Source organism: Microbacterium enclense, from assembly GCF_001456955.1.
GTDB classification, from domain to species: Bacteria; Actinomycetota; Actinomycetes; order Actinomycetales; family Microbacteriaceae; genus Microbacterium; species Microbacterium enclense.
Window position 1 is genome coordinate 1 of the sequence record NZ_KQ758472.1, and the last position, 26,281, is coordinate 26,281.

The following is a 26,281-nucleotide window of genomic DNA, read 5'->3' on the forward strand; positions in this document are numbered from 1 at the left end:
ACCCCCAAAAGGGCTGGTCTTTGATCCAAAGGAATTTCTCGCAGTCCGAAGACCGACGAGGAATAAATTGGCATTTGACAAGTGCACGCTGTTGAGTTCTCAAGGAACGGACGCACCCACAAGCAACAGTCTTCCGACCAACCCGTGGGGCAGTTCACATCAAAATCGGACCGTTCGAACCTTCAAGCTCTCACCGTGGGACCCAACAAGATCAACGTCGTGAAAACCGGCCGAACGACCGAGGCAAAACCATACACCATCCGGCGAGGTCCTGCACGGTCCGCCACTTGAGACGAAGCGGGGCCTTCCGGCCTCTCCGCTCTCCCCTGTGGGGCGAACAAGTAATAACTTACGTGCCAACCACCCACCCGTCGAATCCACACCACACCCCGGGCGTGTCGCACCCGTAAACCCGCGGAAACGGGCGAGTGAACGACGAGACCCGACCGACTGTTCGTCGATCGGGTCTCACCAAGCGTCGTCCGGCGGGGGCTGATCTGCTCAGGCCTTCGCCGCCTCCGCTGTCTTCTCGACAAGGAGGGGCCACAGCGCGTCGAGCAGCTGCCGGACCCACGCGATGAGATTCGTGTCATCGACGTCTTGCGGCAGCGGGACCACCATGGCATCCCCTCCCGCCACCAGCTTCGCCTTCGGGTACAGGCGCTGCAGGCGTACCCGCATCGACTCCGCAAGGTGGGCCGGGGCGATGCGCAGGTTCGAACCCATCGCGACCACGTCGGCCAGACCCGCCTGTGCCGCGCGCCGACGCAGGCGCGCAACGGCGATGAGGCCCTCGACCTCGGCGGGCGGCTCGCCGTAACGGTCGCGGAGCTCCTCGACGACCAGGTCGATCGCGTCGTCCTTGGCGGTGGCGGATGCCGCGGCCGACAGCTTCTGATACGCCTCGAGACGCAGCCGCTCGCTGTCGATGTAGGACTCCGGCAGGCGCGCGTCGACGGGGAGTTCCAGACGCAGCTCGGTGGGGCCGTCGACGTCTTCGCCGCGGAAGGTCGACACCGCTTCGCCGATCATGCGCAGGTACAGGTCGAACCCGACACCGGCGATGTGCCCGGCCTGCTCTGCGCCGAGCAGGTTTCCGGCCCCGCGCAGCTCGAGGTCTTTCAGCGCCACCTGCATGCCGGAGCCGAGATCGTTGTTGACGGCGATGGTCTCGAGACGGTCTGCCGCCGTCTCGGACAGTGGCTTCATCTCGTCGTACAGGAAGTAGGCGTACGCGCGGTCTCGACCGCGGCCCACGCGGCCGCGGAGCTGATGCAGTTGCGACAGGCCGTACTTGTCAGCGCGATCGATGATGATCGTGTTGGCGTTGGAGATGTCGAGGCCCGTTTCGATGATCGTCGTCGACACCAGTACGTCGGCGCGCCGCTCCCAGAAGTCGTCGACGACCTGCTCGAGCGCGTGTTCACCCATCTGACCGTGCGCGACGACGATGCGCGCCTCGGGTACGAGTTCGGCGAGGTGCGCGGCGACCCGCTGGATCGACGACACGCGGTTGTGCACGTAGAACACTTGTCCCTCGCGCAGCAGTTCGCGTCGGATGGCCGCGGCGATCTGCTTGTCGTTGCGGGCGCCCACGTAGGACAGGATCGGGTGCCGATCCTCCGGCGGGGTCGCCAGCGTCGACATCTCGCGGATGCCGGTGACCGCCATCTCGAGTGTGCGAGGGATGGGCGTGGCGCTCATGGCGAGGATGTCGACATTGGTCTTGAGCTTCTTCAGCGCGTCTTTGTGCTCGACACCGAAGCGCTGTTCCTCGTCGATGATCATGAGCCCGAGGTCTTTGAAGATCACCTTCTCGGTCAGGATGCGGTGCGTGCCGATCACCATGTCGACCGTTCCGTCGGTGATGCCGGCGAGGGTCGCCTTCGCCTCTTTGTCGGTCTGGAAGCGCGAAAGCGGACGCACCGTCACCGGGAAGCCGGCGAAGCGCTCGGCGAAGGTCTCGAGGTGCTGCTTGACGAGCAGGGTGGTCGGCACGAGCATCGCGACCTGCTTGCCGTCTTGAATGGCCTTGAACGCCGCGCGGACGGCGACCTCGGTCTTGCCGAAACCGACGTCGCCCGACAGGAGGCGGTCCATGGGGATCGGCTTCTCCATGTCGGCCTTGATCTCGTCGATCGTCTGCAGCTGGTCCTGCGTCTCGGCGAACGGGAAGGCTTCTTCGAGCTCGCGCTGCCAGGGGGTGTCGGGACCGAACGCATGACCCTTGGATGCCATGCGCGCCGAGTACAGCTTCACCAGCTCGACCGCGATGTCGCGGACGGCCTTGCGGGCTCGGCCCTTCGCCGCGGCCCAGTCGCTGCCGCCCATCTTCGACAGGGTCGGGGCCTCGCCGCCGACGTATTTCGACAGCAGATCCAGCTGGTCGGTCGGCACGAAGAGCTTGTCGCCCGGGTACCCGCGCTTGGACGGGGCGTACTCGAGGACGAGGTACTCCTTCGTCGTCTTCACCGCATTGCGCCCGCCACTGGAGACCTCGCGCTGCGTGAGCTCGAGGAACTTGCCGATGCCGTGCGTGGCGTGCACGACGACGTCGCCCGGCTTGAGCTGCAACGGATCGACGACGTTGCGACGCCGGGAGGCGAGCTTCTTCGCCCCTCGGTTGTCGCCGCCCACCGACCGGCCGTAGAACTCGGTCTCGGTGATGACGGCGAACTTCGCCTCGACGAGGTGAAAGCCCCGTTCGAGCGGAGCGCACACGACGTGCGCCACACCCGGCTCGGGGACCGCTCGCACGTCGTCGACGCGGCGCGCCGCGATGCCGCGCTCGGCGAGAACGTCGCGCGCGCGGTCGACCATGCCGGGACCCGAGGCCGTCACCACCACCGACCAGCCCTCGGACAACAGCTGGCCCACGTGCGCGGTGGCGCCGTCGACGTTGCCCTGGAAGGACGGAACGGCATCGGCCTTGATCCGATGGGCGGAGTCATCGCCGACGACGAGACCCTCGTCTTCGGCATCCGCAGCCCCCGAGTCGAACGCGCTCAGCTGCCACCAGACGCCACCCCGGCCGCCGGCGATCTCGTGCAGGTCGTCGAGGGTGACGAAATCGCCGGAATCGAGGTCGACGGGAGTATCGGCGCCCGCGGTCGCGGCCGACCACGCTGCCTCGAGGAACTCGCGGTTGGTGTCGCCGAGCGTCGTCGCACGGGCCAGGGATCGCTCGGGGTCGACGAGCGCAACCGCGCTCCCCGCCGGCAGGTAGTCGACGAGCGTGACGAGGTCATCGACGAGCACGGGGATGAGCGACTCCATGCCCTCGGCAGGGATGCCCTCGGCCATCTTCTCAAGCAGCTGCCGCAAGCCCGGGTACCCGTCGCGTAGCTCGGCGGCGCGCGCACGCACCTCGGCGGTGAGCAGCAGCTCGCGGCTGGGAACCAGCGTGACCGCGGAGACCTCGCCCGGGAGCGACCGCTGATCGGCGACCGAGAACGCGCGGATCTGATCGACCTCGTCGCCGAAGAACTCCACCCGGTAGGGGTGATCGGCCACCGGCGGGAAGACGTCGAGGATGCCACCGCGCACGGCGAACTCACCACGTCGCGACACCATGTCGACACGGTGGTACGCCAACTCGACGAGGCGGGTCGTCACTATCTCGAGCTCGTGGCCGCGGCCTCCGACGACGAGCAGCACAGGCTCCACGTCGCCGAGTCCAGGAGCGAGCGGCTGAAGGGCACTACGCACGGAGGCGGTCACCACCAGGGGCGCCTCGCCGTCCCACCCGGCGATGCGACGCAACACGTCGAGTCGACGGCCCACCGTCTCGGGACTCGGGCTGAGGCGCTCGTGCGGGAGCGTCTCCCAGGCGGGGAAGTGCAGCACGTGGGCGCCCGGGAGCACGGCATCCAGCGCCGGACCCAGCGATTCGGCGCGACGGCCGGTCGGGGCGATGACCAGCACCGCGCCGGGCTCACCCGCGGCGCGACGGCGCTCGACGAGGCCCGCGATGACGGGGGCGTCGAGGCCATCGACGAGGGAGAGGGACAGGTCGCCGGATGCCGCGGAAGCGGCCTCACGATACGACTCAGCCTGCTCGAGCGCGCGAACGATCCCGGGAACTGTCACTCTGACGAGTCTACGCGGGGCCTCCGACATCGGGCCGGCCGCGGCGGCGCCGTCGTCGTCTCGTAGAGTGACCGCATGACCTCCCCCCGCACGCCGGACGGACCGGTCTTCGCCGCGCCGCACGTCGCGCCCCCCGTCGGGACACTGCTGACGACTCCGCCTGTCGGCCGCCGTCGGCGTCCGCTCGGGACCGCGGCGCTTCTGCTGTCGATCGTGGCGACCGTCCTGGCATCCGCCGTCGGGGGCTTCGCCGCCTTCCGCACCGCGCGCGGCGCGGCTCCCGGCCTCGAAACGCTGTCCGCGGGCCCCTTCGACTGGCGGGTGCTCTCGCCCGTGCGAGACGTCGTCCTTCTGGGCGAGATCGCCTTCTGGGCCGGCAGCGTCATCGGCGTCGCCGCGCTCGTGCTCGGGATCGTCGCCGCGGCCGTCGGCTCGGGACGCGGCGCCGGCATCGCCGCGATCGTCGTGTCGGTTCTCGGACCCTTCGTCTTCGGGGGCCTCACCGCCGTCGGCCTGTTCGCCGGTCTGGCGACGACGACCAGCGGCGTCATCCCGGCCTGAGCGCGATACCGCGCCGGCAGGGGGCACGTCCAGCCCCGCGAAGCCGCGGCCGGCGCTTCTCTACACTCGCGGCAAGGGGCGCACCGCACCCACAGCCGATACGGGCAGGTCCTGCCCCCGACGACCACAGGAGCATCACGTGAGCACCACACCGCCGCCGCCTGAGCCGTACGAACCGCCGTCCACGCGCAGCGACGCGCACGCGGCACCCGGCGCCTACGCCGCACCCGCGTACGTACCGGAGCACCGCGCGCCGGTGTCGAAGAAGCTCGGCGTCATCGCCTTCGTCGCGGCCCTCCTCGGCGTCGTGATCGGCGCGATCCTCGCCTTCGTCGCGGGTCTGCAGACCGCGGGCATCGCCCAGTACGCCGACACCTCGACCGGCCAGCTCGACCCGAACACCCTGCCTCCGGGTGCCGAGCAGACCGCCATCGCGGTCGGGGTGCTCTCGGTCGCCGCGTTCGCCGTCTACGGCATCCTGGGGCTCTGGGGCTTCATCCAGGGCATCGTCGCCGCGATCAAGAACCGCGGGCGCGGCTGGGGCATCGCCGCGATCGTCATCGCCGTGCTCGGCGGCATCGTCGTCATCACCGCCCTGGGCGTCGGCGCGGCGGCCGGAGTCGGTTCCACGATGTGACACTGCTCGCGACACGAGACCCCGACCTCTTTCGAGGTCGGGGTCTCGTCGTTCGTGCGGCGGCGTCGACGCGGATGCCCCACGTCGGAGGGGACGGAGCCCGGGTTCGCGACCGGTCCCTTCGACGGGCTCGGTGACCTACGGAGCACGCACCTCTTGACCCGGCCCTTCGACAGGGTCAGGGACCTGCGGAGCGGGGACTCCACGAGCGCGCGGAACGATCAGGCGCGGGGCGCGTGGAACCGCTGCTGCGCGGCGACGATGCCCTCGTCGACGAGGAACTCAACGGCATCCGCGGCATCCGAGATCAGGATGGGGAGGGTCTGTCGCTCGACCGAACCGAACGGGTCGAGCACCCAGTCGGCGGGGTCCTGGCGACCGACGGGACGACCGATGCCCACGCGCACGCGCGGGAAGTCGGGCGTGCCCAGCGCCTTGGCGATGTCGCGCACGCCGTTGTGTCCGCCGTGGCCGCCGCCGATCTTGAGCTTGATCGTGTCGTAGGGGATGTCGAGCTCATCGTGCACGACGACGACGCGACCGGCATCGACGCCGTAGAAACGCGCCAGAGACGCGACGGGTCCGCCCGAGACGTTCATGAAGCAGTTGAGCTTGGCGAGCACGAGCTTGGCCGCTCCCGGCCGGAGCCACGTCTCGACGACCCGGGCGTTCGCCTTGTGCGCCCGGAAGGCTTCGCGCCGACGGGCGGCGAGTTCGTCCATGACCATCTGACCGACGTTGTGGCGGGTCGCCTCGTACCGCGGGCCCGGGTTGCCGAGACCCACGATGAGCCAGGTGTCTGCCATGGCATCCATCCTTCCGCAGGGCGCGGGTTCGCTCCGCGCGCTCGAGCCGGGCGTGCACGCCCGAATGAGAAAACGAGGGGGCGCGAGAACGCGCCCCCTCGTGATCGGCGGGCCGCAGCCCGCGCGGGATTACTTGTCGTCGCCCTCTTCGGCCGACTCGGCCTCTTCGGACTGCTCCTCGGCGACCTCGGCGTCGGCCTCGGCGATCTCTTCGTCGGCGGCGATCGTGTCGAGCGGGATCGAGACACCGACGATGAGGGTCTCGGGCTCGGTCACGAGGGTGGCGCCCTGCGGCAGCTTCAGGTCGGCCGCGGTGATCTGCGTGCCGTCCTCGGCGCCCTCGACGTCGACCTCGACGTTCTGCGGGATGTGGGTGGCCTCGACCTCGAGCGACACCGAGGCGGTGTCGAGCATGGCGACGGTGCCGGAGAAGGGCTCGCCGGTGAGGATGACGGGAACGTCGACCTGGACCTTCTCGCCCTTCTTCACGACGATGAGATCGATGTGCTCGATGATCTGACGCACGGGGTCCTTCTGCACGTCCTTCACGAGGACGAGCTGGCTCTTGCCCGCGATGTCGAGGTCGAGCAGCGCGTTGGCGCGACGGATGAGCAGCGCGACCTGGTGGCCGGGGAGGGCCACGTGCTGAGGCTCGGTGCCGTGACCGTAGATGACGGCCGGGATCTTGCCCGCGGCGCGGAGGCGACGGGCGAAGCCCTTGCCGAAGTTCTCGCGGAGCTCCGCGACGACCTTGTTGTCTTCCGACATGATGTTCTCCTCGCGAGCACGCGGCCCGCAGCTTGTGAGCGGGACGTGGCCCGCACCTGTGTGGTCTGGATTCGACTCGAACGCGAGCGCGTGAGGAAAGCCGGGGAGCCTGCATCACCGCGTCGATCACGGATGCCACGTGCACCGGCCGGTGCGCAGCAATCCCTCGCCGAAGTTCCCCGGAAGTCTACCAGCGACACGCCCGCGTGACGAACGGCTCCCACCGGCCCGGCGGAGGCGGCCCTCGCACGACGGTAGGATCGAAGGGCCACACCGACCCGGAGGATCATCATGGACAGCGGCTTCTTCTCTCACGTCGTGCTCTGGGTCATCAGTGGCATCGCCACGATCGGCCTCGTCGGCACGGTCGGCGCCCTGTTCTCGATGGGTCGCAACGCCGGCTACAAGAAGCACTGACGCCGACCGCCTCCCCGGAGAGGTCGCGTCGCGCCGGGCTCACCTCCCGTCGAACGCGAGCACCACTTTCGACGACGCCGACGAGTCCGCCGCGGTCGCGAAGGCCGTCACGGCATCTCCGGCCGGAACGACATGCGTGACGATGCCGTCCACGTCGAGCGACCCGTCGGCCAGCGCCTGAACGACGTCGACGAACTCCCCGCCGAAGCGGAACGACCCCGTCAGCGTGAGTTCGCGCGTGATCGCGGTCGCCAGCGGCGCCGTCACTCCCCCGGCGGCCTGCAGGCCGAGCAGCACGACCGTTCCGCCCCGGCGGGCGGCGGCGATGGCGGATGCCAGTCCCGGCACCGTCCCGCTCGACTCGATCACCACGTCGGCGTGCAGCTCGGCGATCGCGGCTTCGTCACGCGCGTCGAGCGCACGGGCGCCGCGCGCCTCGGCGAGCGAACGGGGCAGCTCGTGCAGATCGGTGGCGATCACCTCGGCGGCGCCGTGGTGGAGCGCGACGGCGACGGCGAGCAGGCCGATCGGCCCTGAGCCGATGACCGCGACGCGGCGGCCTGCGACGTCGCCCGCCTGCCCGACGGCATGCCACGCGACGGCGGCGGGCTCGGCCAGCACGGCGGTGCGCAGGTCGAGTCCGGCCGGCAGCGGGAACAGCATGCGCGTCGGAAGGGCGACCCGCTCGGCGAAGCCGCCCTGCGTGTGCGGCAGGTGCATCGCGGACCCGAGGTAGGTCGATGCCGGAGCGAGGTTCGGTCGCTCCTCGGGCCACGGCGTCACGCCGTCGCCGCGCGGGGTCAGCGGGTGCACGGCCACGGGCGTGCCGACGGCGGGGCCGCTGCCGTCGGCCGCCGCGCGGACGACCGTGCCCGACAGCTCGTGACCCAGCACGAGCGGCTCGCGCAGGATCGATGCGCCGGCCGCGCCGTGCCGCCAGTAGTGCAGATCGGAGCCGCACACACCGCCGTAGGCGACCGCGACGACGGCCTCGTCGGCATCCGGGATCGGCTCGCCGATGTCGTCGATACGGAGGTCGTCGGCCGCGTGGGCCACCACGGCGAGATTGGTCATCGTCGTTCCTTACGAGGTGGGAGTGGTCAGGCGCAGCTCGCCGACGATCACGTCGATGGTCTCGCCGGGCTGCACGGCAGCCTGCGAGTACGGGGCGCCCATCATGACGACATCTCCCGGGCCGAGCGTCGTCCACGCCGCGACGTAGGCGAGACATGCGCGCGGCGTCATCGGCAGCCGTCCGGTGGAGGTCACGGCACGGGCCTCGCCGTCGGCGCGCAGCACCATCGGCAGGTCGTCGTCGAGCGAGAGCGCCGAGTCGATCCAGGGCCCGAGCGGGGTGTACCCCTCTCCCGACTTCGACTCGAAATTGCGCGGATCGACCACGGCACGGTCGGGGCTCGACAGATCGTTGACGGCCGTGACGCCGAGGACGTACTCGTGCGCGTTCTCGGCCGTGAGGCCCGACGTGTCGCGCCCGATGACGACGGCCACCTCCGCCTCGGCCACGGTCCGGCCGGCGTCACGGCGCAACGGCACCACTGCCCCGGGGCCGACGACCGTCCGCGGGCTCTTCAGCCACGCCTGCACCGGCGACGCGTGATCGGGGCCGTTCTGGGCGATGCCGACGACCACCGTCGGCGAGCACGGGGCGGTGAGCTCCCCCTGGATCTCGACGGCGGCATCCTGCGGCTCGGTCCCCGCCGCGAAGGCGACGTACGGATCGGCGATCGGGACGTAGCGGCCGTCGTCGGCGACACGGACGGTCCGCGCGCCGTCCGGCGTGATCACCCGCGCGATGCGCATCAGACCACCGCCGTCATTCCGCCGTCGACGAAGATCGTCTGACCGTTGACGAAGTCGCTCGCGGAACTGGAGAGGAACACCAGCGTCCCCACCAGATCACTGGTGTCCCCCCATCGTCCCGCCGGGGTGCGCGTGCGCACCCACGCCGAGAACGTCTCGTCGTCGACGAGAGCCTGCGTCAACTCGGTCGCGAAATAGCCGGGCGCGATCGCGTTCGCCTGGATGCCATGCGGTGCCAGGTCGGCGCACAAGCCCTTCGTGAGCATCGCGATGGCACCCTTCGTCGCGCCGTAGGCGGCGATCGAGGGACGTGCGAGCTGCGACTGCACGCTGCCGATCTGCACGAGCTTGCCCGAGCCACGCTCGATCATCCCCCGCGCCACCCGGCGCGAGACGTAGAACGCACTCGAGAGGTTCGTGCGGATCAGGTCGTCCCAGTCGGTGTCGGCGAAGTCGGCGATGGGGGCGCGCCGCTGCACGCCGGCGTTGTTCACGACGATGTCGGGGGTGCCGTGGGCGTCTTCGATGGCCGCGATCCCCGCATCGACGGCGGCCGAGTCGCCCACGTCGAAGGTCGCGACGTGGACGGTGGCACCGGTCGCCGCGGCGATCTCGTCGGCGGCGCGGCCCGCGGTGGCGGCATCCCGTCCGTGGACGATCACCGTGGCGCCGGCCTCGGCGAGCCCCTGGGCGAGGGTGCGGCCGATCCCGCGACTGGAACCGGTGACGAGGGCGAGCCTGCCGGTGAGGTCGAACGCGCGGGTCATCGGATGGTCCGGACGGTGACCGTGGTGGCATCCACGCCCTCACCGGCCTCTTCGCGCGACACCTTGATCGCGTCGTCGGTGCGCGTGAGGTCGCGGCGGAGCGTCTCGGGCACGAGGAAGGTGGAGGCGGTGGTGATCAGCGCGAGCGTCGCCATGTAGATGGCCAGCAGCAGCCAGTTCGCACCGCTGACGGCGATGATGTACGCGCCCAGCACACCCGCGAGGCCACCGGCGAGAACGGCCGAGATCTCGCGAGCCATGGCAACGCCGAGGTAGCGGTGACGGTTGCCGAAGAGCTCGGGGAGCATGGCGCACTGGGGTCCGAGCATGGAGTTCACCGCGACGCCGATGCCGATCGCGATGACGGCGATGGTGATCGGGTAGCTGCCGAGCGACATCAGCCACCAAGCCGGGAACGTGAACACGAGCATGAACAGCGCGCCCATGCGATAGACGGTGCGCCGACCCATGCGGTCGGACAGCGCCCCCGTCAGCGGCACCGAGAAGATGCCGATGAGCGAGCCCAGCGTGACACCCCAGGTCAGCAGGCTGCGGTCGGCCTGACCGCCGACACTGGCGACGAAGAACGTCAGCGCGAGGGTGTTGAACATGTAGGAGCCGCCGTTCTCGGCCATGCGCAGGCCGATGCCGACGATGACGCCCGGCAGGCCGCGGGTGAAGATGTCGCGGATGGGGCGCTCGGCGATCTGCTCGGTCTTCTCGAGCTCGATGAAGGTGGGCGTCTCACGCAGCCGCATGCGGATGAACAGCGCGAGCAGGATCAGCACGAACGACGCCAGGAACGGCACGCGCCAGCCCCAGCTGAGCAGCTGGTCTTCGGGAAGCAGCGAGATGAGGCTGAAGACGACGGCCGCGAGCAGCGTGCCCGCCTGGATGCCGATGAACGGCAGCGCCGAGAAGAATCCGCGGCGCTTCACCGGCGCGTACTCGGCCATGAGCACGGTGGCACCCGCCTGTTCGGCGCCGGCACCGAACCCCTGCAGCAAGCGCATGATCACGAGCAGGATCGGAGCCAGGATGCCGACCGCCTCGTACGTGGGCAGCAGACCGATCGCCGTGGAGGCACCGCCCATCAGCAGGATCGTGATGACCAGCACCCACTTGCGACCGAGCTTGTCACCGAGGACGCCGAAGAAAAGGCCCCCGAACGGGCGGGCGAGGAAGCCGACGCCGTAGGTCGCGAAGGCGGCGACGGTGGCGAGGGCCGGGTTGTCCTGCGAGAAGAACAGGACGTTGAAGATCAGTGCCGTCGAGAGTCCGTAGAGCGCGAAGTCGAAGTACTCGAGCGCACTGCCGATGCTCGAGGCGAGGGTAGCGCGGCGAAGATTCGCGGCGTATTCGGGATCATCCGTCGTCTGCGGCGTCGGTGTGGATGAAGTGGTCACGGCCATCTCCTTCGATCGGCTGGGGTCTTGCGACGAGCCGACTGTACCAACCCTGTGTACACAGTTCAATATGTTGAACCGAAGTTCTGCGGCGAGACGTGAATCGCGGCGCTTTGGGGCGGTATCGGCCGTCTGGGGCGGGCGCTTTCCGCCCCAAGGCGCGGAATCCGCCCCGAATCGTGCGGGTGCGGGATCGAGCGCGCCGAGCGGACGCGGGCGGGCGCCGGAGCGCGTGAGACCGGGCGGGCGGGCGCGGCGCGGCTGCGCCGGCCGGGGACGGCGGCGTCAGGCGGAGCGCGACGCGCTGAACGGGTTCGTCAGGGCCCGGGCAGCCTCGCGCAGCGCGATACCGACGCGCTCGATGCGCTCGGGGGTGGCATCCGCCACCGGGAGACCGACACCCAGCGCCAGCTGAGGGTCGCCCGGCGCCCAGCCCTCGAGAGGGACGGCGACACCGACGATGCCGCGGAACGACTCCTCGTCATCGACCGACCAGCCCCGCTCGCGCGCGGCGGCGATCTTGACCAGCACGGCCTCCACGTCGATCGTGCTGTGCGAGGTGAGCTGCGGCAGGGGACGACCGGCCGACAACATCGCGCGGACGTCGTCGTCGCCACGCGTCATCAACAGCGCGCGACCCGTGGCCGACAGCGCCGCGGGCAGGCGCGAGCCGAGCGGCGTTCCCAACCGCACCGAACGCGACCCCTCGTACCGGGCGAGGTACAGCGCGTCGGTGTCGTCGAGGACGGCCACCTGCACGAGCTCGCTCGCCAGCACCGGCGACGTCTCGCAGACCGCGTAGAACTCGCGCACCTGGTTGAACTGCGCGGCGAAGGCGCCGCCCAACTCGGCCGTGCGGATGCCGAGCCGGTATCCGAGGGGCGAGCGCTCGATCATGCGCTCGGCCTCGAGCGAGAGACAGAGGTTCGCCGTCGACGACTTCGCCAGACCGAGACCCGCCGCGAGCTCCGTGAGCGTCAGCGCGCGCCCGGCCTCGGCGAGGAGACCCAGCAGGCGGATGCTGCGCCCCACCGCCGGCGCAGGATCGCGCGTGACAGCGCCCGCTTCGTCATCGCTCACCGTGACCTCCTCGTCGTGCCGGCGTCGCTCGTCGGCCCTTCGTCAATAGAACTCGACCGTATCGACTACCGCCCGCATCGGCTGGCCGTCGAGCAGGCGCGTGGCGTTCTCGGCGAAGCGGCGCGCGATGCGCTCCTCCTCTTTGCTGCTGAGCGCGGCGGTGTGCGGACTCACCAGTACCCGCGGATGCCGCCACAGCGGGGAGTCCGCGGGCAGGGGCTCCACCTCGAACACGTCGAGGGCCGCGAACGACACCCGTCCGTCGTCGAGCGCGCCGAGCAGCGCCGCCTCGTCGATGACGGTTCCGCGGCCGACACTGGCGAGGATGACGCCGGGCTTGACGGCCGCAAGGACGCCCTCGTCGATGAGATGGTGCGTCTGGTCGGTGCCGGGAAGAGTGACCACGATGGCATCCACCTCACCGACGGCGCGCTCCAGGCCGTCGAGCGGGACCAGGCGGTCGACGCCCTCGACCGGGGCACCGGAGCGGGTCGTGCCCCACACCTCGGCACCGAGCGCCCGGAAACGACGCGCGCATTCGGCGCCGATTCCCCCGAGTCCCACCACGAGGACGGTCATCTCGTCGACCTGGCGCATCTCCCACCGGTCGGTCCAGCGTCGTTCGGCCTGCTGGCGCGCCAGGCGCGGCAGGTCTTTCGCCCCGGCCATCACGCCGAACACGGCGAATTCGGCGAGCGGCCCTCCGTGCACGCCGGCGCTCGTGGTGAACACGACGCGCTCGAGCGCTGCGGGGTCGAGACCGGCGGCCTTGACCTGCCCGCCACCTCCGGCCGCCGTCGTCATGACCCATCGCAGACGCGGGTTCGCCGCCACCGTCCGGGCGAGGGCCGCGGGGTCGACGTCGGGGATGCCGAAGAGCGCGTCTGCCGAGTCGACCATGGCGTCGAACTCCGCCTGCTCCTGCGCCGTGCGCGAGTGATCGGGGTCGCCCGACCAGTCGGCGGGTCCGCGCATGGGGTGGGTCAGGCGGGCGTCGCGCACGAGTCGCACACGCGGCTCGAGGCGCTCGATGAGGCGGCAGTGCTCCTCTTTCAGGGGCACGGCGACCACCGCGCGTAGGCTCTCGTTCGTCGACATCGTCGTCTCTCCCTCCGCCGCACCGGTCAGCGACCGATGCGGCTCGCGTGAATGCTCGTTCACCATACTGAACCCTGTTCAACCCCTTGTCCAGCCGGTACGATGGCGTGATGAGCCACCTCGAAGATGAGACATCCGCCGCCGTCCGCCTCGGCGTCTGGGGCCTCGGCGCCATGGGCGAGCCCATGGCGCAGCACCTCCTCGGCGCACGCGGGGCACTGACCGTGCACGCGCGGCGCGAACGCCCGCGCCTGACCGAGGCGGGCGCCACCTGGGCCCCGACCGCCCGAGAGCTCGGCGCCGCCACCGACGCCGTGCTCGTGATGCTGCCGGATCTGCCTCAGCTCGAGGAGCACCTCGACGGGCCCGACGGCCTGCTGGCCGGCATCGGCGAGCGGGACTTCCTACTGCTGATCGGCTCGACGTCGTCGCCGGTCGGCGTGCGCGAGCTCGCGCACCGCCTGCCCTCCGGCATCCGGGTCGTCGACTGCCCCGTCTCGGGAGGAGAAGACGGTGCGAAGGCCGGGCGCCTGTCGATCATGCTCGGCGGCTCCCCCGACGACACCGAGCTCGCCGCCGCTCTGCTGGCCCCGTGCGGCACACCGGTGCGCCTCGGCCCACTGGGGGCGGGCGAAGTCGCCAAGGCCTGCAATCAGATGGTCGTGGCGGCGACGATCCTGGCCCTCGGCGAAGCGACCGAGCTCGCCGCCCGTTCCGACGTCGACCCGGCAGCGCTGTGGTCGCTGCTCGGCGGTGGGTACGCGGGATCGAACCTGCTCGAGAGCCGTCGCGAGAAGCTCGTCACCGGCGACGACTCCCCCAGCGGCGTCGCGGCGTACATGGTGAAAGACCTTCGTTTCGCCGCCGACATCGCCGATGCCACCGACACCCGGCCCGCGCTGCTGCCCGCCCTGCGCGCATCCTTCGACGAGATCGTCGAACGCGGGCTGGGCGAACGCGACATCGCCGTCACCCGTCGCTTCACCGCCGAGCGCAGCGCCTCGGAGTGAGGACCGAGCGGCCGAGGGTCACTGCGCCGCGGTGACGGATGCCATCGCCTCGCCCGCCTCGCGCACGATGAGACCCATCGCGTGGGCGGCCTCGTCGGCGCGGCCCGCCGTGACGGCGAAGGCCACGTCCTGGTGCCACCGCACGGCATGCGGATTGGCGTCGTGCGGCATGAGGTCGTGCAGGGTCCGCCCGACGAGCACCGACTCCACGACCGAACCCAGGGCCGCGAACATCGCGTTGCCGGATGCCGCGAGCAGCGTGCGGTGGAAGCGCACGTCGGCGGCGAGGTACTCGGCGCCGTCGGCATCGCGTTCGGTACGAGCCATCTCCATGACGGCGGCGACGAGCTCCCGTCGCTGGGCGTCGGTGGCGGATGCCGCCGCGGCCCGCGCGGCGAGGGGCTCGATGGCCCCGCGCAGCGCGCTGAGCTCGCGCAGCTGGGCGTCGCGGCCGGGCCCGGCGAGGCGCCAGGCGATGATCTCGGGCGCGTACACGTTCCACTCCGTCGCGGGCAGCACCTCGACGCCGGTCTTCCGCTTGACTCGCACGAGACCGAGGGACTGCAGCACGCGGACCGCTTCGCGCCCGGCGCCGCGAGAGGAACCGGTCGACAACTCCGCCGTGATCAACCGCGATCCCGCGGCCAGATCGCCGCGAACGATGGCCGAGCCGAGGCGCTCGACGAGGGCGTCGTGCAGAGAGGCCGCATCGGCGCGCTCCGTCGTCATCCTTCGATGATGCCAGACGTGTCGAGAGCATTCGCGGCATTCGTCGTGCAGAATTTGTCAATCTGTGTTTTTATGTACGACAAATAGCAATGGCATCGCCGCCACCCGCCGGAACAAGGACGCTCATGGCCCTCACCCCCCTTCCCGCTCACCTCGTGCTCGCCGCCGCCGAACCGGCGACCGCCGCTCCTGCGGGGCAGCTCATCACCGCCGCGCTGATCGGCATCGCCCTCATCGTCGTGCTCATCACCTGGGGCAAGCTGCACCCCTTCCTCGCCCTGACCATCGGCGGATTCACCACGGGCGTCATCGCCGGAATGCCCATCGCCACCGCCGTGACGAGTTTCACCGGCGGCTTCGGCTCGACGATGGGCGGCGTCGGCATCCTCATCGCGCTGGGGGCGATCTACGGGAAGCTCCTCGCCGACTCGGGCGGAGCCGACCGCATCGTCGACACCCTGGTCGCCCGCGCCACCCCGCGCTCGCTTCCGTGGGTCATGGGCCTCATCGGAGCGATCATCGGTCTGCCGATGTTCTTCGAGGTCGGCCTCGTGCTGCTGGTTCCCGTGATCATCCTCGTCGCCCGCCGGTCCGGCGTCGCGCTGATGAAGATCGCCATCCCCACCCTCGCCGGGCTCTCCGCCATGCACGGCCTCGTGCCGCCGCACCCCGGCCCCCTCGCCGCCATCGACGCGCTCGGCGCGAACCTGGGTCTCACGCTCTTCTTCGGCGTGATCGTCGCCATCCCGGCCGTCATCATCGCGGGACCCCTGTTCGCGCCCATCACCGCCCGCTGGGCGCCCGTGCCCGTCCCCGACCTCTTCGTCTCGGCGGAGGAGAAGGGCGAGGAGCCCGCGCGCCGGCCGTCGTTCGCCGCCACGCTCGGCAGCATCCTCCTGCCGGTCTTCCTCATGCTGCTGAAGGCCGTCGCCGACATCGCCGCGCCCGGCTCGGACGCCGCGTGGAAGGTCGTCATCGACTTCCTGGGCCTGCCGATCATCGCGCTTCTGCTGGCCGTTCTCGTCGGCTTCGTCGTGCTCGGTCGCGGCGCCGGCTTCGACCGCGCCAAGCTCACGAACGTCGTCGGCTCCTCGCTCGGACCGATCGCCGGCATCCTGCTCATCGTGGGCGCGGGCGGCGGCTTCAAGCAGGTGCTCGTCGACACGGGCATCGGCAAGGTGATCGCCGACCTGGTCGCCGGCTCCAGCGTCTCGGTGCTGCTGCTGGCCTGGCTGGTGGCCGTCGTCATCCGCGTCGCCACGGGCTCGGCGACCGTCGCCACGATCACCGCCGCCGGCATCCTGCAGCCGCTGACCGAGACGCTCGACGCCCCGATGACGGCGCTCCTGGTCCTTGCGATCGGCGCGGGCTCGGTGTTCCTCAGCCACGTCAACGACGCCGGGTTCTGGCTCATCAAGGAGTACTTCGGCCTCAACATCCCGCAGACGCTGAAAACATGGACCGTGCTGGAGTGCGTGATCTCGGTCACGGGTCTGGCCGGCGTCCTCGTCATCAGCGCCTTCGTCTGACCGGAACGGAAAGAAAGCACCATGGCATCCACCACCCCCGTCCTGGTCTTCATGGGACCCGCCGGAACCGGTAAGTCCACCGTCGCCGGCATGCTCGCCGGGCGCCTCGGCTGGGACTTCCAGGAGGGCGACGATCTGCACCCCGAGGCGAACGTCGCCAAGATGGCCTCGGGCCACGCGCTCAACGACCACGACCGCTGGCCCTGGCTCGACCGCGTCGCGGCCTGGATCGACGGCCAGATCGCCGCCGGCCGCCCCGGCGTCATCACGTGCTCCGCGCTCAAGCGCAGCTATCGCGACGTGCTCCGCCGCGACGACGTGACGTTCGTGCTGCTCATGGGCGACCCGGCCCTCGTGCTCGAGCGTCTCCTTCGCCGCCAGGGCCACTACATGCCGCCGTCGCTGCTCACCTCGCAGTTCGACACCCTGGAGATCCCGGATGCCGACGAGCAGGCCATTCGCGTCGACCTCGATCTCACCCCGCAGCAGCAGGTGGACGACGTCGTGGACCGTCTGCGCCTGACCCCCGCCTGAAACACGCCGGAGCCGAGCCGATAAAGTGGCATCGGCAACCCCACGTGCGCCCGAAACCCCTTCTCGCAGCCGATTTACGGAGCAAACGAATGACGTCGACCCCCTCCCCGACCGGACCCTCGACCGACCAGGATCAGGCCCCTCACGAGGCCGCGCAGGTGCACGAGGGTGCGCCCGGCATCGAAGAGGTGGCGCGTCCCACCGCCGAGGCCGACTCCCGCCCCGAGGGCGAGGGCGACGCCCGCGCGAACATCGGCGTCGTGGGCCTGGCCGTCATGGGCTCGAACCTGGCGCGCAACCTCGCCAGCCGCGAGGGCAACACCGTCGCGGTGTTCAACCGGTCGCGGTCGAAGACCGACGAGCTGCTCGAGGCGCACCCCGAGGCCGAGTTCGTCGCGTCGTTCTCGTACGAGGACTTCGCCGCCTCCCTGTCGAAGCCCCGTACCGCGATCATCATGGTCAAGGCCGGCCGCCCCACCGACTTCGTCATCGACGAGCTGGTGAAGGTGTTCGAGCCCGGCGACATCATCGTCGACGGCGGCAACGCGCTGTTCACCGACACCATCCGCCGCGAGAAGGCCGTGCGCGACACCGGCATCAACTACGTCGGCATGGGCGTCTCGGGCGGTGAAGAGGGCGCCCTGCTCGGCCCCTCGATCATGCCCGGCGGCTCCGACGAGGCCTGGGCCACGCTGGGCCCGATCCTGAAGTCGATCGCCGCGATCGCCGAGGGCGAGCCGTGCGTCACCCACGTCGGACACGACGGCGCCGGCCACTTCGTCAAGATGGTGCACAACGGCATCGAGTACGCCGACATGCAGCTCATCGCCGAGGCCTACGACCTCATCCGCCACGCCACCGGCAAGACCCCCGCCGAGATCGCCGACGTGTTCGCCGAGTGGAACCGCGGCGAATTGGAGTCCTACCTCATCGAAATCACCGCCGAGGTGCTCCGCCAGGTCGACGCCGAGACCGGCAAGCCGCTGGTCGACGTCATCCTCGACCAGGCGGGTGCGAAGGGCACCGGCGCGTGGACGGTGCAGACCGCCCTCGACCTCGGTGTGCCCGTCTCCGGCATCGCCGAGGCCACCTTCGCCCGCTCGCTCTCGAGCCACCCCGAGCAGCGCGAGGTCTCTCGCGAGCTCCCCGGCCCCTCGGGCACCGACGTGCTCTCGGGCGACGACGCCGACGCGTTCATCGAGCAGGTGCGCCTGGCGCTCTACGCCTCGAAGATCGTGGCCTACAGCCAGGGCTTCGACGAGATCCGCGCCGGAGCCGCGCAGTACGACTGGAAGATCGACCTCGGCGCCGTGTCGAAGATCTTCCGCGGCGGCTGCATCATCCGCGCGCAGTTCCTCAACCGCATCGCCGAGGCGTACGACGCGCAGCCCGAGCTGCCCGTGCTGCTGACTGCGCCGTACTTCGTCGAGGCCCTCGGCCGCGCGCAGGACTCGTGGCGCACCATCGTCTCGCTCGCCGCGGCCGGCGGTATCCCCGCCCCGGCCTTCAGCTCCTCGCTGGCGTACTACGACGGCCTCCGCGCCGAGCGTCTGCCCGCGGCCCTCATCCAGGGTCAGCGCGACTTCTTCGGCGCTCACACCTACCGTCGCATCGACAAGGAGGGCACCTTCCACACCCTCTGGTCGGGCGACCGCACCGAGATCGAAGCCGAGGACACCCACTGACGCAGGCGGTCACGAAGCGGCGACGGGCACTGCTCGTCGCCGCTTCGGCGTTGTACGCGTGGGGAGTGTGGTGGATGACGCTGCGCCCCTCGATCTACGACGCGGACACCGCGAGCGTGCTCGACGCCGTGGTGCGGGCGCTGCGTTCCTGGCCGCCGACCGGTTGGGTCACCCTCGACCTGGTGGAGTTCGTCGCCAACGTCGCCCTGTTCGTGCCGCTGGGAATGCTCGTCATCGCATGGCGTGGGCGGTGGTGGCACGGCATCCTGATCGCCGTGGTGGTGAGCACCGCGATCGAGACCATCCAGCTGCTCTTCCTGCCCACGCGGGTGGCCGACGTGCGCGATCTCGTCGCCAACACCACCGGCGCGACGCTGGGCATCGCGCTCGCCCTGCGCGTGCGGGCGTTCACAGCGAGCACATAAGCGGTGCCATAGAAAGCTCATAGATACGAGAGCACAATGAGTCGCATGACCGCGACCGCCGCCGCCCCCGCCTTCACCCGCCCCGACGGGAGCGCCCTGCGCGTTCTCGTCGTCGACGACGAGCAGATGCTCACCGACCTGCTGTCGATGGCCCTGCGCATGGAGGGCTGGGACGTCAAGACCGCCGGCTCCGGCTTCGACGCGCTGCAGTCGGCTCGCGACTTCGAACCGGATGCCATGGTGCTCGACATCATGATGCCCGACCTCGACGGCATGGCGGTGCTGCAGCGGCTGCGCCACTCGGGCAACGACGTGCCCGTGCTCTTCCTCACGGCGAAGGACGCGGTGGCCGACCGGGTCGCCGGTCTCACCGCGGGCGGCGACGACTACGTCACCAAGCCGTTCAGCCTCGAAGAGGTCGTCGCGCGTCTGCGCGGCCTCATGCGCCGCGCCGGCACCGCGCTCACGCGCGACTCCGAGCCGATCCTGCGCGTCGGCGACCTGTCTCTGAACGAGGACAGCCACGAGGTCGTGCGCGCCGGCAGAGAGATCGAGCTGACCGCGACAGAATTCGAGCTGCTGCGCTTCCTCATGCGCAACCAGCGTCGCGTGGTGTCGAAGGCGCAGATCCTCGACCGTGTGTGGAACTACGACTTCGGCGGGCGCTCCAGCGTCGTCGAGCTGTACATCTCGTACCTGCGCAAGAAGATCGACGCGGGCCAGGAGCCGCTCATCCACACCGTCCGCGGCGTCGGCTACATGATCAAAGCTCCTCAGTGAGCATCCTGCCCCGACCCGCTCCCCCGCTGCCGGACGCGGGCCCGCGCGAGAGCGTGCGCGCACGGCTGCGGCGTCCGTGGACGCTGCAGGCGCGTCTGATGACCGCGGTGATCGGCATGGTCGCGTTCATCCTTGTGATGATCGGCATCTCGACCAGCGCGATCCTCAGTCAGGTGCTGATCTACAACCTCGACGCCTCCGTCACCGACACGGCGTCGTCGATCCAGCCGCGTGCCGCCTTCCAGTCGAGTGCCGAGAACGTGCTCGAATCGACGCGCTTCCCCGACGGCACGCTCCTCGTGCTGAACTCCGTCACCTCGGAGCGGATCACCGGCGCCGTCGTCGACTCCGACGGGCCCCGCGCCCTTACCGACGACGACCTCGGTCAGATCGCCAAGAGCCTGCAGTCGGCGGACGACTCGGCACTGACGGTGAACCTGCCGAACCTGGGCGAGTACCTGGTGCGGTCGTACGCCGCGCCCGGCGGCGGCGCGTTCCTCGTGGGCCTGCCCCTGTCGAACGTCACCGGCACCATCGGCGCGATCCTCACCACCGTCGCCCTCGTGACCGCCGGGGGCCTGCTGCTGCTCGCCGTCATCATCGCCATCGTCATCCGCCTCGGTCTGCGCCCCCTGCGCGCCGTCGCCGAGACCGCGACGCGCGTCGCCTCGCTGCGCATGGAAGAGGGCGACGTCTCGATCACCGAACGCGTGCCCGCCGATCAGGTCGACACGACCACCGAGATCGGGCAGGTCGGTGCGGCGCTGAACACCCTGCTCGACCGCGTCGACGCCTCGCTCACCGCTCGCCAACGCAACGAAGAGCTGATGCGCCGATTCGTGGCGGATGCCAGTCACGAGCTGCGCACGCCCCTGGCATCCATCCGCGGGTTCAGCGAACTGTCGCTACGCGCCATGCGGCAGGCGCAGGACGATGAGAGCCGCCAGCGCGTCGCCCTGGCCGTGGAGACCACCGAGCAGTCTCTCGAGCGCATCCAGGCGCAGTCGATCCGCATGACCACGCTGGTCGAAGACCTGCTGCTGCTGGCCCGCCTCGACGAGGGGCAGGAGCTCGTCTACGGCTCCGTCGACCTGACACGCCTCGCCGTCGAAGCGGTCGGCGACGCCCGCCCCGCCGGACCTGACCATTCGTGGACGATCGACGTGCCCGACCAGCCGGTCGAGCTCGCCGGCGACGCCTCGCGCCTGCACCAGGTCGTGGCCAACCTCCTGGCCAATGCCCGCACCCACACTCCCCCGGGGAGCGAGGTCGCCGTGTCGGTCGCGCACGAAGGCGCCGAAGCGGTGCTGCGCGTGCACGACGACGGCCCCGGCATCGACCCCTCGGTCGCGGCCCAGCTGTTCGAGCGCTTCGCGCGCGCCGATCGCTCGCGCGACCGCAAGACCGGCGGCACGGGGCTCGGACTCTCGATCGCCCGCGCGATCGTCGAGGCCCACCGCGGCACCATCTCAGTGCGCAGCGTCCCCGGAGACACGACCTTCGAGGTGCGGCTGCCGGCGAAGCCGGCCGACCCGGTCTGAGGGGGAACCGGCGCGATCGACAATGGGAATGACCGGCAGTCTGCATTCGCCGTCGATTGCTCGTCAGGAATGTCCCTCTCGATATGCTGAGCAACGCCTGGGCGGCCCAGGCCCCTCTCGTGAAAAACGAGATGGAGCATTCGGAGGTACGTGTGTTGATTCGGGCACGCAATTGCGGGGTCTTCACCGTCGCATTCTTCGCATTGGTCATCTCGACCGCCGTTCCGGCACACGCTGACGTGGTCCCCTCGCCGGAAGCGACCGAAGAGGTCGTCGACCAGCCAGCGCCCTCGGACCCGCCCCCTTCCCCCGAGCCGTCGGCGCCAGAAGAGAGCTCCGAACCCGCTCCGACGGAGCCGGTGGAGACGACCGCGCCGTTGGTGCCTCCCGGGGCGCCCGTGGGCACCGCGACCTTCGACCCGTCCCGTCCCCCCGGCACCGTCGTCGAAACATTCCGCTCAGGGAACGGGACGACGACGTCGGGCGGGACGGGCGCTGAGGTGCCCCGGAGCAACGCCCCCGCCCCTCGGGTCGTCGAGCCGGCGGAGAAGCCCACCGAGAGCGCCACCGCATCGCCCACTTCCGCCACCCCCACCGCGTCGCCCACCCCCGTCACCGCACGGGAAGGATCGGCGGGGTCGGGCGTGACCGTGCGGGCGACGTCTGAGCAGACCGCATCCGCACCGACTCTCCCCAGCCTGATCATCGGGTTGGTGGTTCTCGTCGGCGGACTGGTGATCGTGAGGTATCGCGGTTCCGTGTGGAAGGCCGCGGGGCGGGCGGTTCCGGGAGGTTCCAGCGAACGCGTCGACGGCCTCCCGGGCCCGTTCCGGGTCGGAGTCGTGGGTGCGATCGTCGCGCTCATCGGGGTCATCATGAACGGTTACGCGGGGTGGCAGCTCTGGGGCTCCCTCGTGTCATGAGGGGCGCATCCGTCCACGGAGAGGACCCCGCATGGACATGAAGCTCGAACTCATCCCCGTCCCGGTCTCGGACGTCGACCGCAGCAAGACCTTCTACGTCGATGCCGTCGGGTTCCACCTCGACCATGACGTCGAGCCGGGAAACGGCATGCGCATCGTGCAGCTGACACCGCCCGGCTCCGCGTGCTCCATCGCGTTCGGCATCGGGATGACCCGCCCGGATGCGGCTCCCGTCCACGGCATCCACCTCGTCGTGGACGACATCGCTGCCGTACGCGAACTCCTCCGGGCGCGCGGAGTAGACGTCGGTCCCGTCCGCGACCTGGGCGGGGTCGCGTACGCGTCATTCAGCGACCCGGACGGCAACACCTGGGAGCTGCAGTCGCTCGCCGGGTTGCGCGGACTCTGACGGGTCTCGAACGAGCGAGCCCCGGCGGTTCGCCGGCGGACGGGGACAACGAGCCGGGTCCACCGGATCGCGCCGGCGCCGACGGTGGCCCGGGCTCAGTACCCCGCGAACGCGTCGGTCGTCAGCGACTTCGCCTTGGCCAACGCGGGTGCGAGCGCCGAGATCAACCGCGGCGGCCCCGAGACGTAGGCCGCGCGCCGCGCGATGTCGGGGACCGCGCGCAGCAGCCCCTCGGCATCCACTCGGTCGGGCCCGGCCCACGTCCACGCGGCGGGCAGGTCACGCGGTTCGTCGCGCGAGTAGACCACGACCGGGATGCCGCTGGCGGCGATGTCGTCGCGGAAGGCGAGTTCCGCGGCCTGCGACACGACGTAGACGAGCACGACGTCGCGATCCTGCCCGGTCGCCGCGAGGTGACGCAGCTGCGACACGAACGGCGTCACCCCGATGCCGGCGGCGACCAGCAGGACGGGCGCCGTCGGACGCGACGGCAGGACGAAGTCGCCCCACACGCCCGTGACGGCGAGGGTCGACCCGGTCTCGACCGCCGCGAGGGCGCGCTTGTACGACGACTGCGACCCGTCCTTGAAGGCGATCCGCACCTCGGGCAGATCCTCGGGTGCCGAGGCGATCGAGAACTCCCGGCGCGTGCCGCGGGCGTCGGGCCGACGGTGCGGCACGTCGAGTTCGAGGTACTGGCCGGGCGAGAACGAGAAGGGCCGCGCGGCGTGGAACGTCAGTTCGCGCACGGTGGGCGTGAGGTCGCGACGCCGCTCGACGCGCAGGCGCACGGCCGCCCGCAGGCACAGCAGGAACGCCAGCAGGTTGCCGATCAGCAGGGCCCGCTCCTGACCGAGGGTGATCTCGCCGACGGGCAATGGCCAGCCGGCCAGAATGCCGACGACGATCGCGACGAGGTACTGCTGCGTGCGGCGCGGAGGAAGTGTGAGGGGCTCGGACAGCATGAAGGCGCCGAGGAACAGGAACGGCGACGAGAACGCCACCTGCAGTAGCACGGCGGGGACGTCGACGGGGAAGCCCGCCGCCTGGAACTGCACCGTGGTGCGGGTGAACGCCACAGCCATCGCCACGACCCAGAAGACCGCGACGAGCGGCAGTTTGTCGGTGCGCAGCAGCAGGAGGACGCCGAGCACGATCACGGGGGCGGCGAGCCAGGGCGAACCCACCCACCAGGCGGACGAACCCAGGTCGGGCGCCCAGATGCTCACGATCGTCAGCACGCTGGCGCCGGTCGCGGCGGGATTGAAGATGTGTCGCCCGCGCCAGACGAGCAGGTACTTCGACGCGGATGCCACCACTCCCGCGAGAGCGAGACCCGCAAGACCCAGCGGCTCGATGCCGGGACGCAGCACGAACAGCAGGATCAGCGCGGTGATGAGCGAGGACTCCAGACGCCGCGGCATCCGGAGCACGCTCTGCGCGACGAGATCCGTCGCGCCGCACGCGAGCGCCAGCACGATCGCGCTCGCGACCAGCTCGAGCGGTTCGGGCACGACGAGCCCGGCGAACGACAGCACGAGCGCGATGAGCGCGAGCAGGCCGAGTGACGACAGGACCAGCCGGTACATCGACACGCGGCCGATCACACCGAGAACGCGGGTCGAGCCCGCGGTGAGGGTGGCGCTCATGAGAAGACCTTTCCGGGGAATCCGTGCGACCACTCCGCGCGGCCGTCGGTGCGCATGCGCACCCAGTGCGCGTTCCAGGATGCCGCGAGCTCGGGCCCGCCGTCGAAGAACAACGCCGTGGCGAGGGCGTCGGCCCGCATGGCCGTGTCGGCCAGCGCCCACGTGGCGGCGAAGGCGCGAACCGGTACCCCCGTGCGGGCATCGAGCACGTGGTGCAGACCGTCGCCCCAGGCGCGCCGGTTGATGGCCGATGCGCACAGCGCGGCGTCGGCAACGGTGACCACTCCGATCGCGAGCGTCGGATCGTACGGATGCTCGAGGCCCACGCGCACGGGTGTCCCCCGGGCCGCGAGATCGCCCGACGCGTCGACGACGACATCGCCGTCGACGTGCGCGCGCACGGTGTCGAGCACGAGGTCGACCAGGCGTCCCTTGCCGAGGGCTCCGACGTCGATCGTCGACGGCGTCGACACGCTCAGCCGCCCCTCGCGCAGAGACACCGTCTCGCGCCACGCCGGCGACGGCTCGGGCGCGCCTGACGGCGCGAGCGACAGTCGCGCGTCGTATCCGAGGCGGGCCAGCGCATCGCCGACCAGCGGGTTGACGGCGCCGACCGTCGCCCGATCGAGCTCGTCGTACAGCGAGAGCATGGCATCCGCATCGGCCGGGGCGGGAACGGATGCCGCGCGGCCCTGCGCCAGGGTGGTGATCATCGAATCGTCGCGGAAGCGCGACCATTCGCGGTCGAAGCGCTCGACGAGGGCCGACACGGCGTTGCGGACGACCGACGACAGCGGCTCGGCCGTGTCGATCGCCCACGACGTGCCGATCGCGTCGAAGGCCCAGGTCGAGCCCGTCGCGGTCGGGGTGGCCATGCTCGTCAGGCCTTGGCCTCGGTCTTGATGGTCTCGATGGCGTTGTTGAAGCCGCCGCTCGTCAGCGACGAGCCGGCGACCTTGCTCACGGAGATCTCGTCGAGCTTCTTGCCGACGACCTCGCCCTGGATGCCGCCGATGAACTCGCTCTGGTAGCGCTTGGACTCGGCGGCCTGCGGGTCGCCGGTCACCTCGACCGCCGTGATGGTGTCGTCGGCGATCGTGAGGGTCACGTCGACGGTCTCGACGCTCTCGGGCGTGGCGTACTGACCGGTCGCCTCGTAGGTGCCGTCGGCGTAGGTGCCCGAAGACGTCGCGCTGCCGGTGGCGGCGCTCGCACTGGCCGAAGCGCTCGCGCTCGGCGCCGACGTGGCGGCGGGGGCGGATGCCGATTCGGCGGGGGCGGCGGCGTCGGTGTTCGTGCCGCCGGCGCAGCCCGCGAGGGTGACGATGCCGGCGACGCCCAGCAGGGCGGTGCCGATGCGGACGGGACGGGGTACGGCTGTGGTGCGGATCATGAGGGTCCTCCTTCGGTCGTGCCTCGCGGCGCGGTGCTGCTCACGGTAGGGACACGACCTTGACGGCAGCCCGGTTCATTCTTTTGTGCCGGCTGTGAGCGGGCGACCCGTGGGGAGGCCTCGGGAACCGCACACAACCTCCGCGATGTGCACAACCTCCGCCGGGACCCGCCGAATCGCGCTGACTTTGCGCGCATCGCCGACGACGCGCACCGCGCCGCGAC

25 protein-coding genes are annotated in these 26,281 nt (G+C 70.5%); 12 read left to right on the plus strand and 13 right to left on the minus strand.

Translation table 11 applies throughout. From position 1 onward, the window contains the following. Positions 1-501 precede the first annotated feature (501 nt). Positions 502-4,089 carry a transcription-repair coupling factor gene (mfd, locus tag AS029_RS11725; protein WP_058232793.1) on the minus strand — a complete coding sequence of 1,196 codons (3,588 nt, stop codon included), beginning with the start codon at positions 4,087-4,089 and terminating at the stop codon, positions 502-504. A gap of 75 nt (positions 4,090-4,164) precedes the next feature. Between mfd and AS029_RS11730 the strand changes: the two genes are divergently transcribed. Both AS029_RS11730 and AS029_RS11735 read left to right on the plus strand, forming a co-directional pair. Beyond that, positions 4,165-4,650 carry a hypothetical protein gene (locus AS029_RS11730; protein ID WP_058232794.1) on the plus strand — a complete coding sequence of 162 codons (486 nt, stop codon included), beginning with the start codon at positions 4,165-4,167 and terminating at the stop codon, positions 4,648-4,650. 139 nt (positions 4,651-4,789) lie between these two features. After that, entirely contained in the window at positions 4,790-5,287 is a 498-nt protein-coding gene (locus AS029_RS11735) for a hypothetical protein (RefSeq protein ID WP_058232795.1), read from the plus strand. 221 nt (positions 5,288-5,508) lie between these two features. On the opposite strand, the gene pth is transcribed toward AS029_RS11735, so the two are convergent. Together pth and AS029_RS11745 are read right to left on the minus strand one after the other, a co-directional pair. Then, a complete protein-coding gene (gene pth, locus AS029_RS11740) occupies positions 5,509-6,093 on the minus strand; it encodes an aminoacyl-tRNA hydrolase (protein WP_058232796.1) in 585 nt (194 codons plus the stop codon). Between the two features lie 129 nt (positions 6,094-6,222). Continuing rightward, the gene (locus AS029_RS11745) at positions 6,223-6,861 is read right to left on the minus strand and encodes a 50S ribosomal protein L25/general stress protein Ctc (protein WP_058232797.1); all 639 of its coding nucleotides are present in this window, start codon (positions 6,859-6,861) and stop codon (positions 6,223-6,225) included. A 291-nt stretch (positions 6,862-7,152) separates the two neighbouring features. Here AS029_RS11745 and AS029_RS17990 point away from each other — a divergent pair, with 291 nt between their 5' ends. Further along, the gene (locus AS029_RS17990; RefSeq protein WP_267127753.1) at positions 7,153-7,278 is read left to right on the plus strand and encodes a hypothetical protein; all 126 of its coding nucleotides are present in this window, start codon (positions 7,153-7,155) and stop codon (positions 7,276-7,278) included. Positions 7,279-7,317: 39 nt separating this feature from the next. Here the strand turns inward: AS029_RS17990 and AS029_RS11750 are convergent, their stop codons facing one another. From AS029_RS11750 to AS029_RS11775, 6 genes are all read right to left on the minus strand, one after another. Continuing rightward, positions 7,318-8,352 (minus strand): zinc-binding dehydrogenase, encoded by a 1,035-nt coding sequence (locus AS029_RS11750; RefSeq protein WP_058232798.1) that lies wholly within the window; start codon positions 8,350-8,352, stop codon positions 7,318-7,320. Between the two features lie 9 nt (positions 8,353-8,361). Then, entirely contained in the window at positions 8,362-9,084 is a 723-nt protein-coding gene (locus AS029_RS11755) for a fumarylacetoacetate hydrolase family protein (protein WP_228375944.1), read from the minus strand. 14 nt (positions 9,085-9,098) lie between these two features. Then, positions 9,099-9,866 carry an SDR family oxidoreductase gene (locus AS029_RS11760; RefSeq protein ID WP_058232800.1) on the minus strand — a complete coding sequence of 256 codons (768 nt, stop codon included), beginning with the start codon at positions 9,864-9,866 and terminating at the stop codon, positions 9,099-9,101. Further along, positions 9,863-11,278: an MFS transporter gene (locus AS029_RS11765; protein WP_058232801.1), complete on the minus strand. Its 1,416-nt coding sequence runs from the start codon at positions 11,276-11,278 to the stop codon at positions 9,863-9,865. The genes AS029_RS11760 and AS029_RS11765 overlap by 4 nt, the downstream gene beginning before the upstream one ends. Before the next feature lie 279 nt (positions 11,279-11,557). Then, positions 11,558-12,352 (minus strand): IclR family transcriptional regulator, encoded by a 795-nt coding sequence (locus AS029_RS11770; protein WP_058232802.1) that lies wholly within the window; start codon positions 12,350-12,352, stop codon positions 11,558-11,560. A 42-nt stretch (positions 12,353-12,394) separates the two neighbouring features. Then, on the minus strand, positions 12,395-13,450 hold the full coding sequence (locus AS029_RS11775; RefSeq protein WP_058233074.1) for a D-2-hydroxyacid dehydrogenase: 1,056 nt from the start codon (positions 13,448-13,450) through the stop codon (positions 12,395-12,397). Between the two features lie 110 nt (positions 13,451-13,560). Here AS029_RS11775 and AS029_RS11780 point away from each other — a divergent pair, with 110 nt between their 5' ends. After that, positions 13,561-14,460 carry an NAD(P)-dependent oxidoreductase gene (locus AS029_RS11780; RefSeq protein ID WP_058232803.1) on the plus strand — a complete coding sequence of 300 codons (900 nt, stop codon included), beginning with the start codon at positions 13,561-13,563 and terminating at the stop codon, positions 14,458-14,460. An 18-nt stretch (positions 14,461-14,478) separates the two neighbouring features. Here AS029_RS11780 and AS029_RS11785 read toward each other — a convergent pair whose 3' ends face one another. Next, the gene (locus AS029_RS11785; protein WP_058232804.1) at positions 14,479-15,189 is read right to left on the minus strand and encodes a FadR/GntR family transcriptional regulator; all 711 of its coding nucleotides are present in this window, start codon (positions 15,187-15,189) and stop codon (positions 14,479-14,481) included. 125 nt (positions 15,190-15,314) lie between these two features. Here AS029_RS11785 and AS029_RS11790 point away from each other — a divergent pair, with 125 nt between their 5' ends. From AS029_RS11790 to AS029_RS11825, 8 genes are all read left to right on the plus strand, one after another. Further along, positions 15,315-16,718, plus strand: coding sequence for a GntP family permease (locus AS029_RS11790; RefSeq protein WP_058232805.1), 1,404 nt, complete (start codon positions 15,315-15,317; stop codon positions 16,716-16,718). A 21-nt stretch (positions 16,719-16,739) separates the two neighbouring features. After that, positions 16,740-17,252, plus strand: coding sequence for a gluconokinase (locus tag AS029_RS11795; protein WP_058232806.1), 513 nt, complete (start codon positions 16,740-16,742; stop codon positions 17,250-17,252). An 89-nt stretch (positions 17,253-17,341) separates the two neighbouring features. Then, positions 17,342-18,937, plus strand: a complete 1,596-nt coding sequence (gene gndA / locus AS029_RS11800) for an NADP-dependent phosphogluconate dehydrogenase (protein ID WP_058232807.1) — start codon at positions 17,342-17,344, stop codon at positions 18,935-18,937. A gap of 50 nt (positions 18,938-18,987) precedes the next feature. Beyond that, positions 18,988-19,362 carry a VanZ family protein gene (locus AS029_RS11805; protein WP_058232808.1) on the plus strand — a complete coding sequence of 125 codons (375 nt, stop codon included), beginning with the start codon at positions 18,988-18,990 and terminating at the stop codon, positions 19,360-19,362. 45 nt (positions 19,363-19,407) lie between these two features. Beyond that, positions 19,408-20,142 carry a response regulator transcription factor gene (locus tag AS029_RS11810; RefSeq protein ID WP_058232809.1) on the plus strand — a complete coding sequence of 245 codons (735 nt, stop codon included), beginning with the start codon at positions 19,408-19,410 and terminating at the stop codon, positions 20,140-20,142. Further along, a complete protein-coding gene (locus AS029_RS11815; RefSeq protein ID WP_323339617.1) occupies positions 20,139-21,683 on the plus strand; it encodes a sensor histidine kinase in 1,545 nt (514 codons plus the stop codon). The genes AS029_RS11810 and AS029_RS11815 overlap by 4 nt, the downstream gene beginning before the upstream one ends. 500 nt (positions 21,684-22,183) lie before the next feature. Further along, the gene (locus AS029_RS11820; RefSeq protein WP_139168109.1) at positions 22,184-22,606 is read left to right on the plus strand and encodes a hypothetical protein; all 423 of its coding nucleotides are present in this window, start codon (positions 22,184-22,186) and stop codon (positions 22,604-22,606) included. A gap of 31 nt (positions 22,607-22,637) precedes the next feature. Beyond that, positions 22,638-23,015, plus strand: a complete 378-nt coding sequence (locus tag AS029_RS11825) for a VOC family protein (RefSeq protein ID WP_058232811.1) — start codon at positions 22,638-22,640, stop codon at positions 23,013-23,015. 95 nt (positions 23,016-23,110) lie between these two features. Here the strand turns inward: AS029_RS11825 and AS029_RS11830 are convergent, their stop codons facing one another. From AS029_RS11830 to AS029_RS11840, 3 genes are read right to left on the minus strand one after another with little or no spacing between them, the layout of a single operon-like run. Then, on the minus strand, positions 23,111-24,664 hold the full coding sequence (locus tag AS029_RS11830; protein WP_058232812.1) for an FAD-dependent oxidoreductase: 1,554 nt from the start codon (positions 24,662-24,664) through the stop codon (positions 23,111-23,113). Beyond that, a complete protein-coding gene (locus AS029_RS11835; protein WP_058232813.1) occupies positions 24,661-25,539 on the minus strand; it encodes an FAD:protein FMN transferase in 879 nt (292 codons plus the stop codon). Before AS029_RS11835 ends, AS029_RS11830 begins: the two co-directional genes overlap by 4 nt. Positions 25,540-25,544: 5 nt before the next feature. Then, complete coding sequence (locus tag AS029_RS11840; protein ID WP_058232814.1) at positions 25,545-26,057, minus strand: FMN-binding protein; 513 nt, start codon at positions 26,055-26,057, stop codon at positions 25,545-25,547. Positions 26,058-26,281 lie beyond the last annotated feature (224 nt).